This window comes from Buttiauxella selenatireducens (assembly GCF_031432975.1).
Lineage (GTDB): Bacteria > Pseudomonadota > Gammaproteobacteria > Enterobacterales > Enterobacteriaceae > Buttiauxella > Buttiauxella selenatireducens.
Genome location: NZ_CP133838.1, coordinates 2,224,188 through 2,237,401, shown reverse-complemented (window position 1 = coordinate 2,237,401; position 13,214 = coordinate 2,224,188). Strand labels below are relative to the sequence as shown.

10 protein-coding genes are annotated in these 13,214 nt (G+C 47.3%); 3 read left to right on the top strand and 7 right to left on the bottom strand.

The features are described 5' to 3' along the window. Positions 1 to 35 precede the first annotated feature (35 nt). The gene (gene patD, locus RHD99_RS10325; protein WP_309878684.1) at positions 36 to 1,463 is read left to right on the top strand and encodes an aminobutyraldehyde dehydrogenase; all 1,428 of its coding nucleotides are present in this window, start codon (positions 36 to 38) and stop codon (positions 1,461 to 1,463) included. Between the two features lie 407 nt (positions 1,464 to 1,870). Here the strand turns inward: patD and RHD99_RS10315 are convergent, their stop codons facing one another. From RHD99_RS10315 to RHD99_RS10305, 3 genes are all read right to left on the bottom strand, one after another. Then, the gene (locus tag RHD99_RS10315; RefSeq protein WP_309878683.1) at positions 1,871 to 2,794 is read right to left on the bottom strand and encodes a hypothetical protein; all 924 of its coding nucleotides are present in this window, start codon (positions 2,792 to 2,794) and stop codon (positions 1,871 to 1,873) included. 581 nt (positions 2,795 to 3,375) lie between these two features. Continuing rightward, positions 3,376 to 4,278 (bottom strand): hypothetical protein, encoded by a 903-nt coding sequence (locus RHD99_RS10310; protein WP_309878682.1) that lies wholly within the window; start codon positions 4,276 to 4,278, stop codon positions 3,376 to 3,378. Positions 4,279 to 4,466: 188 nt separating this feature from the next. Continuing rightward, a complete protein-coding gene (locus RHD99_RS10305; RefSeq protein WP_309876432.1) occupies positions 4,467 to 5,705 on the bottom strand; it encodes an IS110 family RNA-guided transposase in 1,239 nt (412 codons plus the stop codon). Positions 5,706 to 6,179: 474 nt separating this feature from the next. Between RHD99_RS10305 and RHD99_RS10300 the strand changes: the two genes are divergently transcribed. Together RHD99_RS10300 and RHD99_RS10295 are read left to right on the top strand one after the other, a co-directional pair. Continuing rightward, entirely contained in the window at positions 6,180 to 6,356 is a 177-nt protein-coding gene (locus RHD99_RS10300) for an ash family protein (protein ID WP_309878681.1), read from the top strand. Positions 6,357 to 6,393: 37 nt separating this feature from the next. Further along, the gene (locus tag RHD99_RS10295; protein WP_309878680.1) at positions 6,394 to 6,831 is read left to right on the top strand and encodes a hypothetical protein; all 438 of its coding nucleotides are present in this window, start codon (positions 6,394 to 6,396) and stop codon (positions 6,829 to 6,831) included. 82 nt (positions 6,832 to 6,913) lie between these two features. Here RHD99_RS10295 and RHD99_RS10290 read toward each other — a convergent pair whose 3' ends face one another. From RHD99_RS10290 to ebgR, 4 genes are all read right to left on the bottom strand, one after another. Then, complete coding sequence (locus tag RHD99_RS10290) at positions 6,914 to 8,410, bottom strand: amino acid permease (RefSeq protein ID WP_309878679.1); 1,497 nt, start codon at positions 8,408 to 8,410, stop codon at positions 6,914 to 6,916. Positions 8,411 to 8,481: 71 nt separating this feature from the next. Next, positions 8,482 to 8,934, bottom strand: a complete 453-nt coding sequence (locus RHD99_RS10285) for a beta-galactosidase subunit beta (protein ID WP_309878677.1) — start codon at positions 8,932 to 8,934, stop codon at positions 8,482 to 8,484. A 10-nt stretch (positions 8,935 to 8,944) separates the two neighbouring features. Beyond that, positions 8,945 to 12,016, bottom strand: coding sequence for a beta-galactosidase subunit alpha (gene ebgA / locus RHD99_RS10280; protein WP_309878676.1), 3,072 nt, complete (start codon positions 12,014 to 12,016; stop codon positions 8,945 to 8,947). A 181-nt stretch (positions 12,017 to 12,197) separates the two neighbouring features. Next, a complete protein-coding gene (gene ebgR, locus RHD99_RS10275) occupies positions 12,198 to 13,184 on the bottom strand; it encodes a transcriptional regulator EbgR (RefSeq protein ID WP_309878675.1) in 987 nt (328 codons plus the stop codon). Positions 13,185 to 13,214 lie beyond the last annotated feature (30 nt).

The window sequence follows — 13,214 nt, the reverse complement described above, 5'->3', positions numbered from 1 at the left end:
CTCAGACATAACAACGATCATCAATGGAGTCGGCTATGCAACACAACTTATTGATTAATGGCGAACTGGTGGCGGGCGAAGGTGAGCTGCAGCCCGTCTATAACCCGGCAACCGGCGAGGTGCTGGTGCAAATTGCCGAAGCCACACCTGCCCAGGTCGATGCGGCTGTACAGGCTGCCGATCGCGCGTTCCAGCAGTGGGGGCAGACTACGCCAAAAGCGCGTTCTGAGTACCTGCTGAAGCTGGCGGAGGTGATTGAACAGAATGCCGAAACCTTTGCCCGGCTGGAATCGCAAAACTGCGGCAAACCGCTGCACTGCGTGCTTAACGATGAAATCCCGGCCATCGCCGATGTGTTCCGCTTTTTCGCCGGTGCAACCCGTTGTCTGAATGGGCTTGCCGCAGGAGAGTACATGGAAGGTCACACCTCAATGATCCGCCGCGATCCGGTAGGCGTGGTGGCGTCGATTGCCCCTTGGAACTACCCGTTGATGATGGCCGCCTGGAAGCTGGGCCCGGCGCTGGCTGCGGGTAACTGCGTGGTGCTCAAACCCTCGGAAATCACGCCACTCACGGCACTGAAACTGGCCGAACTGGCGAAAGATATCTTCCCTGCCGGGGTGGTGAACGTGCTGTTTGGGCGCGGTAAAACCGTGGGTGACCCGCTGACGGGCCATGAAAAAGTGCGCATGGTGTCGCTGACCGGCTCTATCGCTACTGGCGAGCATATTATTGCGCACACCGCGTCGTCGATTAAGCGTACTCATATGGAGCTGGGGGGAAAAGCGCCAGTGATCGTCTTTAACGATGCGGATATCGATGCCGTGGTTGAGGGCGTGCGCACCTTTGGCTTCTACAATGCCGGGCAGGACTGCACGGCGGCCTGCCGGATCTATGCGCAAAAAGAGGTCTATAACACTCTGGTCGAAAAACTGGGTGTCGCCGTGGCCAGCCTGAAAATGGGTGCCCCGGACGATGAAACCACCGAGCTGGGCCCGGTCAGTTCCGCCGCCCATCTGACACGCGTCAGCGAGGCGGTGGAACGCGCCAAAGCCCTGCCGCACATTCGGGTAGTGACCGGCGGTAACAAAGCTGGCGGCAAAGGCTATTACTTCCAGCCAACCCTACTGGCCGGGGCGAAGCAAGGGGATGAAATCATCCAGCGCGAGGTCTTCGGCCCGGTGGTCAGCGTCACGGAATTCGACGATGAAGAACAGGTGCTGGCGTGGGCAAACGACTCCCAGTATGGCCTGGCGTCATCGGTCTGGACTCGGGACGTGGGCCGCGCCCATCGCCTCAGCGCCCGCCTGCAGTATGGCTGCACCTGGGTAAATACCCACTTTATGCTGGTCAGCGAAATGCCCCACGGCGGGCAGAAACTCTCCGGGTATGGCAAGGATATGTCAATGTATGGGCTGGAAGATTACACCGTGGTACGTCATGTGATGATTAAGCACGGATAACAGCTACGTGGCTGCAATAGTCGATTATATTGCAGCCACTGCTTTATAAAGTGGCAAGCTATCAGCCGCGACTCCCGCGCAATACCAGGCTAATTCCCGTCATTGTCTTTTAATTGTTTTGGCATCTACCGTAGCAAAATGGATCTTATGCCCCTGAGTGACAACATACTCATTGAGCATATAGCCAACGGCGGGATGAAGCAGAAGGCCAGCGGCATTGAGCGAAAGTGGGTCCGCTTGCGCGAAAAGCGGACATGTAAAACCTGTTTCTCCAAATTTTTCAGGGCCTTATCGATATTTTCGGCTCAAACACTATTCACAATGTGTGACTTGAGTTCTCTCATTTTCTATCGTACAGCACAATTAATTTGATGTATCACAAGATAACTCTCTTTTATTAATTTATGTTATTTTATTAATTTCAAGAAATTACAGAGCTTGGCAATTTTCGATTTGCATTCGAGAATAGCTATTGCTTTCTTTATTTCCTTGCACTTATTTAACCTTGCATTAAACACTAACACTTTAAAATTATTTATCAGCTTATTTTGAGGTTCTGTGCAACGTAACTTATATAGTTTAAACAACCCAGTTCTTTGATAGTCATATCCATACCTTGACAAAAAAGCCATCAGGATAAAGTGGAAACAGTTAACCAAATGCCATTTATTGCAAGATTTGTCACTCATTATTGTGGATATGTACTTGCAAACCTGTGTATAGTCTAATTCAGATTCTGATTTAGATTTGAATTCTGAATAAGTAATAACTCCTGTAGGTGTAAACATTTTCTCCACAATACTAATAAGTTCATCCTTGAAAAAATGGTCTACCGCATGCTCATTATCATAACCAGTCCCACTCAACATCGAAGCATCGCAAAATATGTTTTGCATGGTTTTAACATACTTAACAAAATAAAGATCGTTTTTTTCTGAAAGGGTTACATCTAAATATATCAACTCTCTTTCGAATTTTATGCACCAAGCATAAAATACTAGAAAGCGATAACAAAAAGTTTGCAGATAATATTTATCACCAATTGATTCATTATTTTTAAAATTATGCCATCCTTTAGTGCAATTTCCCGAAAAATTCCATAACCTATGATTCAATGACTCAGCTGAGTCGAGTAAAGGCATTTTATATTTTGATATCGCCTCTTTGATTTTCTTCTTTTGTTCGTAGTTATGTTCAACTTTTATTTTGTAAACAAGGAAATATTTATTCCATAAAGGCGCACATGCGCCTTTTATAAAAAATAATAAAACTGTAACTAACGCAGATATTAGTGCTACCATAACAGCAGGAGCTGAAATTATTTCAGACATATAGATCCTTATTGAATGTTTATTCTGTCATCCATTTGCATGCAAGATATTAATATAAAAAGACCCTTACCACAATAGAGTCAATAATTTCTCTCCTGCTTTTACAGCCAGTATCATCTGTAACTTAAGCTCAATTCAGTACATGACGATCCACTCCCTGAAAATTAGCATTATGAGTTGCTGTCAACGTCTGCTCTTGGCACATAGAGGAAGAGTACTATAACCTAACTTTGAGACGGGCTAGTTCGAAGTATCTGCAAAACAAGACATAGGACTTTCCGGCCGAAAGCGGCGCTCCCCGGCATCCGAAGATGCTTGAAAGATAACAAGTCTGGGAGACTTCTAAAAACAGGAAGACAGCTCCTTCAAAACCTCCACCGCCTCTACTTCTCGGATCGCCCATCCCCACAACCAATGTTTCGCCATCTACATGGAAAACGGACTGTTGACCTGCCAATGCCCAGTCTCAGACAGCGGATACAATTGCACAAAGTTCGAGGGACTTGTTAACGCAACCAGTGATATCCGCTGATTCATCCGGAAAAACAAAATGTGTTGATTTTTCTAAGTCATATCCATTTCTAAAACAAATCTTCTTTTATTTTATAAAAATCGGATATTTTCTCAAGCACTGATGTAGGAATGGTTTTTTTGTTTATATTTAGACCTGTTTCAGTTTTTTTTAGTTTTGCGATGATGTATTCATCATCAATGTAATCTCCTCTCTCTCCAATGAAGTTTATTATGTACTCCTTTGCTTTTAAAGTTTTTGTTATGTGATATTTTTCATTGAATAAAATATACACTTTAAAAATAGAATTGATGTGCTCATTAAAAATCGGCATTATTGGGAACGATTCATCCATCTGTGTCAGATCAGCCTTTACCGGAGTCCCCCACTTAGAAAATCCCCGGATTAACTCATCTCTCATAAAATATACGATCAACTCTATACTTATAGTGCTACTGGTTTCATCAAGTGATTTTGATATCGTGTACGAAAGTGGTGGCATACCACAATGCTGAACAAAATTTCTGAGCTTATACATGAATCTATATGAAAATTTGCTGTCAAACTCGTTTGCCGTCAGCGCTTTAAATTCTACTAATTCCGTTGAAGCCCCCCCATACCGTCTGTTAATACTGGTTTCCATATGGTCAAGTAAAGTTTTCACTGACATCATGTAGTTCAGTATTCGTGTATTCAAGAGGAATGGGAAGGTTTTGAATGGATATGACCCAATAAAAGAAGGTTCTTTGGCTACTTTCATAACCGTTTCATTAAGAAGTTCCATAAGTGACTCATAGTTCAACCTTACATATTCTACTAATGCAAAGTCATTCACAAACTCCATAAGTATATTTTTTTGTGTATCATACCCTTCAATTTCCTCATTGGTGAGTGGTCTTATTTCATTTATTTTGTTTACTTCACTTCCGTCTGAAATTGATTCTTTAGCAAGGATTATAGTGGGTTCGCTCAAGTTTACCTCCCTTATTAACTTTCCGTTAATCAATATGAAACCCTAAAAGGGCACATTTCATCTGTATCATATCGGCTTAAGTTGCCAAGAATAGCACCACCTTGATCAATACTTTAAGTTTTTTATTCCCCTCTGAGCCTGAATACCACCAATGTCTGCTTCACGCCCTGAGACATTCGACAAGCTTTTTACGACCCTAGTAAGGGCGATTTTCGCTCTTCAAGCGCCAGTAAATATTTCGCTTCGTCATAACGGGTTCTGGTCTTCCAGCAGCGGTAAATAACCCTTATCCATTTGAATGCCAGAGCCCGGATCGCGGACTGATGAGATTTTCCCTTTTCTCGCTGCCCCTGATAATACCGTCTGGCCCAGTATGATGAGTTTACCGTCTTCGCAGTCCATTCCACGAATGTCTGTCGGACGAACTTCGCACACTGCCAACGCCAGTGCACCCAGGATTTTTGGCCGCTTCGCTCGGTTACTGGCGCGATGCCAGCATAGTTTTGTATTTCTTCTGCGCTGTTGAAGCGGTTGCGGTTATCACCCAATGCTGCAAGCATTCGCGGGCCCATACACGGTCCCATGCCCGGCAGTGATTTGAACAGTTCAGCATCTGGCAATTTGTCAAAATGCGTTTCGATTCGTTCGTCATAGGTTTTGATGATTTCACTCACGACTTTAATTTGTGCCGCCAGTGCTGTAGCCATCAAAGCATTAGCTTCTATAACTACTGGGTCTGTAGTCAATGGAATCGAACTCTCAATGCTCGCAACACGCTGCTCGGTAAGGGATCTTGCACGACCACCTTTGGTATTCAGAAAGTTACGGATCGTGTCGCGCCTGGCGCGTTTCAGTTGCTGCAGACTGGGCCACCGTATAATCAGTTCGCACAACAGTAAACTCCCCCTATGTGAGAACCATTCCAGAGGCTGAGGATAATACTGCTTCAATGTGTTGATAAGGCGGTTCACGAAGCGGCGTTTGTCTTCAACCAACTGGCGACGCTGTTCAACTAACTGCTGGAGCAACCTGATATCTGCATTGTCAGGCTCGATGGCCTTTATCTTTTGGGGGTAACGTAGCATTAGCTCTAATGCTAACTCAGCATCCTGGGGATCATCCTTCGCACCACTTGGCCAGAAGGTCTGCCGATAGCGGGCCAGTGACAACGAGTGCACAGGAAAAACAGTGACAAATGGGTACTTCTGTAGAGCATACACCACCGGGCCTTTCTTCAGCTCAAGGGCTATAGCGATCCTGCCTTTCACCTTTTGGTACAATTCGTTGAGCCAGATATCAAGCGCTTCCGGGGTATGTTCAACCACATGGAATATACGTTCGCCGTTTTTAAACTGAACGCAGACATCATGCTTTTTATCTGCCCAATCCAGACCAACATGAGCAGCAAACTTATCTATCGCAGTCATCACCAACTCCTTTTTATCGGGGATTGGTATGCATTCCACGTTCTTCGAAAGAAATATAGTCAGCAGTTTTCTGCATGCCCTGAGTATTCGTTAGCGAACGTGGAGCACTTACTGGCTCGAAAGCAAAGCGGCAATCATCAAATCACATGATTCTGGCACAATATTCGTAACCAGTAAGCGCATACCCTGAATCACTTAAAAGTGTAACTCTCAGGGTTCGAATGACTATATCTGGTACTAACCTGACAGTCAGGAGTGAACCATATAAGCTAAAAATAATTCATCCAAGTAATAGTCACACTGGTGAACATAAGACTAAATAGCGAAATTTTCATTAAATGCAATTCCCCGAAATACTTTGCGAAGCGCCTTCCAGGTCATAAAACACGCACTATCATCCATGCAGCAATACTTTTATAGTCATCACGCACCTCCGTATGAGGTGCCAGGATTGGCGTCCTGTTTTGCCATGATATGACATATACCAATGTCACTGCTTTGATTCACATTTTTTGTGGCGAATGCGATATACTTCTCGTCCAAAGAATAATGGTGGCTCAGGTAGGGGAACCGAAAGGTTCGCCGGATTCCATGGTAATCGGCAACGCCAAACCTACCTGGGCTACCACCAGTGAAATTGGCGTTTCCTGATGGTAGCAATGCAATACCTACCATGGAGACGACCAAAATGGCTGCAAACTTTAATTTTTACCTTTCCCAACAAGTCGGCATTAACACAACAACACTCGATGTTATTGATCTTGCCGAACGTTGCGAACTACTCACAGACGTATTAATGGACTGCATTAATCCAGCCGAATCCGCGGCGTTATGCCATCACTTGAATGCCCATTTGGATGCACTAAAAGAAAACCTGGAAAAAACACTCTCTCCAGACCGTATTGAGCAGCTTTCCGTTAATAGTCCGTCAGATTTTCCTGAATCACATTGGTTGGCTGATTCTGATGATTTGTGTGATTACTGTCAGGTGATAACCCAAATTTTGTTGTGCCACTCATTACCACTAAAAACGGCGCACACTCTTACGGGGTTACTAGCGAGACTGGTGAATACATTAGTCGATGACTTGAGAACGCCAAGATTTTTGCGGGAACAATCTGTCTAGCCGTTTTAATAGGATGGATGTTTCTGATGTCCATTAATCCTACAAAGCAAAAACGCGGCCCCATTTCAGGGCCGCATTTTTATTATTGCCGTGTTACCGCGACATTACCTGCCTGCGGTACCGCCTGCTTTCCCTGCTGCTGCTCAAGAACGATTTGTGCCAGCGGCGTATCTGCTTCATAACGCTCTTTCGCATCCAGGGTTTTCTCGTATTTGTTGTATTTCCACCAGGCGTAGCCAAGGAAAATAACCAGGCCGCCGACGTTATAGAACACGATGGTCATAATGCTGGCCCCGGTCGGGAAGGTTGAGGCAATAAACCCAATGGTGAAGATCACAATCAGCACGCTCACAATCGCGATGCCCTGCATCCGTGAACCCATGCGGAAGTCGCGGTTTACGGCGTCGTATTTCAAGCGCAGATTCAGGTAGGCAAGCATGATAAACAGCGGTGGCAACATTGACGCCGCGGCAGTCATGTTAATCAACGTGTTCATTAATTCCTGCACGCTACCCGAACCCACGGTTGGGATAAGCATCAATGGAATCACAATCAGGAATTGTATCCAGGCCGCACGAGTCGGTACACCATGCTGGTTAAGGCTCACGGTCTTCTCACCAAAGATACCTTTAGGGATCTCGGTAAAGAAGATTTTGACCGGTGCCGCCGTCCACATCAGCAATGAACCAAACATGGCGGTGAAAGAAACAATGCCAACAAAGCGATTCATCAGCTCAGTCGACAGGCCAAAGTGTTGCGCCAGCCCACCAAAGACCTGAACCGTACCGCCGGTGTAGTGCAAATCAGACTGGTGAACAAAGACGTTAATCAGCAGCGATGACACGGTATACAGAACGCCGATAAACAGACCCGAAAGTATGATGACTTTAACAAACGCTTTGCTGCCGCCTTTGACGTCGTTGACGTACACCGCCACGGACTCAGCGCCACCCGCAGCCTGGAAAATCCAGGCAATAATGCCGAGAAATGCCCAGCTGAACTGCGGAGTAATCGCCTGCACGTTTATCGGATCGGCGGGTTCAACTCCCCCCACCACCGCAGCGCCTGCCAGAATGATGTAGGAGAAAGTGAGTAATAACATCAGCGTGGAGGTGACTGACGTCATTGGCCCAAGCAATTTCGCCCCGTGGTTTGAAATCCAGGTAGAGAAAGCGAACAGGATAATACTGATAATTGCCGTGGTTAATGGCGTGAAAATATAGTCATAGCCGAGGAAAGCATACGAAGCGTAGGCAATAACCCTTGGTAATAACGAGGTGAAGAAAAACAGATTCACAAACCAATAGGTGTACGCGGTAATAAATGCCCAACGGCCACCTAGTGCGCTTTTCACCCAGGCGTAAACCCCGGCTTCGGAATTACGGTTTAGCGAAACGAATTCTGCGATGATTAAACAGAACGGTATAAAGTAAATAAGCGTAGCTACCAGGAAAACCGGTGCCGATGCGATGCCAAGCTGGACGTTATTATTAATGACGTTATTGAAGCTAAACACCGCCGCAAATGTCATCGCCAGTAATCCAAACTTGCCAATTGTATTTCTACTAGTCGAAGCCATAGAAACTCCACATTGTGTAGGGTATTTTTATTGTATTTACCCGCCCAGACGTTCTGGACGGGTGGCGAAAGTTACTTATTCAGGAAATAGGTTTCCTCAACGGTGACTTTCAAAATGACTTTCCGTACGCCCTCTCCGGTGGAAAATCGGTACGCTTCGTGATTTTCAAAAATAACCACATTGCCTGCTTTCAAAAGATGTTCCACGCCCTGCCCGCGCAAAAACTCCCTGTCGCTTTCATCGCGATAAGCAATTTCTGGGGTTAAGGTGTTTTTGGCGGCAATTTCAACCTGTTGTTCACCTGACAGGTAATAATGCACATCAAAATAACGGCGATGCCCTTCGAATAATTCCGTGTTTTCGGTAGCCCCTTCCGCCAGGCGATAAACCAACGAATCGCCAATGGAATAAAAAACATCAGGTTCGATATTCTTCAGGTTATTAATCGCTTCCATGCAGCGTTGCCATTTCTTTCCCGCATGATAAATGCGCTTAAAATCTTCTAAGGTGTTTAAAATAATCATGACCTGTACCTCAACAAGAATGTGCGCATTCTGAATGCGGCTGGAAATCATAGGCAGCAAGAGAGGCAGCGCTTTGCCCCGGGCGTAACGGCACCATCGTGAAGCCGTAGCTAAACGGTTTGAGATAAACCCGGAACGAATCCAACACTTCTGAACCCCAGGAGTTGGAACCTAATCCCAGGATTTGGTCATCAAGATTGAGCGTCAGGTAGTCACTTTCCTCAAGCTCGTTGATGTGTTGCGCCTGTTGCAGCATTTCAGCGCTATACGGCCACAGACTGAAGTTAATGGGTTTGCGCGGTTGAATGAAAAGACCGTTACCCTTTTCATCCTCAACGGTGAGCCACCGCACCTGCTGCCGATTACCGTTATCTTGTGGGAACGGGTAATTCTCAAAGAGGCTGTCAACAGACTGGCGATAACGTCCAATCAGGTTGCTCTCGCAGCTATCGGCGTAGTTTTCACCCGGTCCACGGCCATAATATTCAACCTGACTGAAGCGCTTGCTGATACCGAAATCGAGGCCGATTTTTGGAATAATCGCCTGATAATTCCCGTAAGGAATTCCCGACAGTTCAAGCGACACATGGCCCGCAGGGGTAATTCGCCACTGATAGGTGCAACGCATGCCAAAATCGAAAACAGGAGGCGCAATCACGGTATCCACTTCAATGATGACATCGTCACCTTGCGCGGAATGTCGCATTGCACGGAAATGATGTTGCATCAGATGCACATGATACGGCTGCCACAGTCCTTCAAACTCCTGCTTGTGGTTATCAATCGTCGGCTTGAAGAACGTGAGATGAGGTGCTCGCCCGACGATCTCCTCCCCCTGCACTCGCCAGGAAAGAAGCTCGCCATTCAGTCGGCAGAAAGTCAGGGAAAAATCGGTGCCACTGACGACTTGCTGGTGCCCGCGCGTTTCGCTTAGTAGCGCACTGAATTGTTTCACGGGCAGCGCTTCGCGTGCAGCCGCCGTCTGACGCAGAATTTGATACTGCCCAAGCGGGTGCATCGCTTCGCTGTAAGCCGTGGCGTGACGTTTGAAGACTTCGACATTAATAAACACTTCACCCACGGGCAGCGATGGTGCATTCAGGTGGAGTTCTTCTTTTTCACCCGGTTGTAAACACGGTGCAGCCAGCGTGTGCTGCGCGATGATTTCGCCTTCAACCTGATAAGTGACGTGTAGTTCGATATCGTTCAGCGCACTAAACCAGTAACGGTTCTCCACCAGCAAGACATCGTTCTTCTCTGTGGGATAAACAGCAACCGGACACAGTACTTGCTTATACTCGCGAAGCCCAGGACCTGGACGCTGGTCAGGGTAAATCAGCCCATCCATACAGAAGTTATAGTTGTTTGGATAATCGCCATAATCGCCACCGTACTGGTAACGCTCACGCCCCTGCTCGTCATGCACTAACAAGCCATGGTCGCACCACTCCCAGACATAATGTCCTTGCAGGCTTTTATGTTGATTGATTACCGCTTGATACTGCGCCAGCCCGCCAGGCCCGTTGCCCATCGCATGAGCGTACTCGCACAGGATGCGGGGTTTCGGGTGCGGATATTCACCAAAAGCATTCATCATTGAGACGCGTGAATACATGGTGCTGATAACGTCCACCACTTCCGCATCGCGATCTTCTTCGTAATGCACAAGACGTGTTGGGTCGAGCTGCTTACAACGCGCCGTCATTGCGCGGATGTTGCATCCGTAGCCGGATTCATTGCCCAGCGACCAAATAATTATCGAAGGATGGTTTTTCTGGGCCAGCACATGGCGTTCAATCCGCTCGACATAAGCCTGTTCCCAGGCGGGATCATCCGTAATGCGGCTGATATCACCGACGTTGGCAAAACCATGACTTTCCAGGTCGGTTTCGGCCATCACAAACAAACCGTACTGGTCGCAAAGTGCGTAAAAACGCGGATCGTTAGGATAATGGGCAGTTCGTACTGAGTTAATGTTGTGCTGCTTCATCAGAATGATGTCGCGTTCGGCACGCGCCATATCAATGGCACGACCTTTTTGATGGTCATGATCGTGGCGGTTTACGCCATGCAGTTTCAGGTAGCGACCATTCACGTAAAACAAGCCGTCGCGCACTTTAATATCGCGGAATCCCACCTGCTGCGGCACCACTTCGACGATTTCGCCACGGTTATCGCGCAGCGTCAGCAGCAACAGATAGAGATTGGGATGTTCTGCGTTCCACTGTTTTGGGGTTTTAACCGGTATGACGAACTGGCAGCGCGAATCGCTGTGGACAGACAGCGCATCGTGTTGCTGCTGCGCGACGCATTTCTCACCGTCAAAAAGTTGTGCCAGCAGTTGATAACCTTCGGCAGGTGTCGCCGCAATGTTGCGTAAGTCGCAGGAAAGCTGAAGTTCGGCATCACCGTAGTTTTCATCAAATTCAGTGACGACCGTGAAATCATGAAGATGCACATCAGGCTGGCCCGTAAGGTAAACATCGCGGAAGATCCCCGCCATCCACCACATATCCTGGTCTTCGATATAGGTTGAGTCCGCCCATTGCATCACACGCACTGAGAGTAAATTCTCACCGGCTTGCACGTATGGGCTGATTTCAAACTCAGCGCTCAGGCGGCTGCCTTTGCTAAACCCAACGTAGTGGCCATTAACGTACACTTCAAAGTAGGTTTCTACACCGTCAAACTTGATAATAATCTGGCGTTGTAGCCATTCAGCGGTGAGTGAAAACTGGCGCTGATAGGCACCGGTTGGGTTGTTGGTGGGAACATAAGGGACATCAATCGGGAAAGGAAATCCTTCATCGGTGTACTGCAAATTACCGTGGCCTTCCATTTGCCACATGCCTGGAACGGTGATCTCACCCCACTCAGGCATCGCTTCACGGTAAAACTCAGCAGGAACCTTTTCAGGATGGTCAAAATAGCTAAACGCCCATTTGCCGCTGAGCAACATAAAGCCCAGACTTTCATCCCGATTAAGGGTTCTTGCCTGCGCTTCGCTAGCGTAGCCATGAAACCAGGCGCGTGGTGGCAGCCGATTCTCAGATTGTTTGTCTATGTTTTCCCAATTATTCACGCCAACATCCTCATTACGTGTGTAGGGGATAACAATAGTAAACATTTACTAAAATTAAAACTCAGGTTTTACTAAATGCTAAAGGGATCACAATAAATCAACATTGCGTCATGCGGGATGGCAGAAGATTTTGAGGCGTTGCAGGGCGGAGATCCGCCCTTAAAACTGCGTGAGTGACTGATTATTCAGCGGTCGTTGTGTCGCGCAGTTGCAGTGAGCTGGGGACATAAACCGAGAGTGGAATGGTGCGATCATCACGCAGCCTCTCCATTAAGAGATTGACCGCCTGGGCACCCATGGTTTCAGAATGGATACGCACAGTAGATAACGCGGGGAAGACAAAGCGTGCGGTAGGAATATCATTCACGCTAATCAATGCCATCTGATCAGGCACTTTGATGCCGTGTTCATGCAATGCACGCAGCACGCCAATGGCAATGGAGTCGGTCGCAACGAACAAAGCTGGCGGGTAATCCCCTGATGTGCCAAGCATTTTCAGCGCACATTGATAACCAGACTGGCTGCTAAAGTCACCGTAGTAAACATCCTGCGCGTTGACAACATTCTTACTGCGCCCGTATTCAACGAACGCCTCTTCACGTTGATCAGCATATGCTGGGTCATCTCGCCCACCAATAAAACCAATCCGCATATAGCCGCGTGAGATGAAGTAATCGATAACTTTACGGCTGATTTTGTACAAATCCACGTTGACGCAGTCAAAGCGAGGATCGTCCGTCACACCATCGAGGAACACCAGCGGCAGCTCTTGTTGCTCAAGCCATGCCTGCGCCGATGGCTGGGGTTTACCGATAATCAGTAAACCGTCGGCGGCGGCAACAACCGGGCGTTCACTTTTAAAGTCGTAACAGGAAATTAGCGTAACACCCAGTTTTTCACATTGTGTTTCAATGCCATAGCGCATCGCCAGATAGTAGGGATCGTTGATTTCCAGTTCTTGCCCGTGGGTATACAGTGCGGCAAACGTCAGCCGTTGACCGGCCTGCCGTTTAGCGCTGGGGACTTTATATTCCAGTCTTTCTGCCGCTTCGAGGATTTTTTGACGTGTCTGCGTTTTGACGCTTAACGTCGGATCGTCATTAAGCACCCGTGAAACTGTCGCCACAGAGACCTGGGCGGCCTGGGCAATTTCCTTCAATGTAGCCATAACATCCCAATAATCATCTGATGAACACCA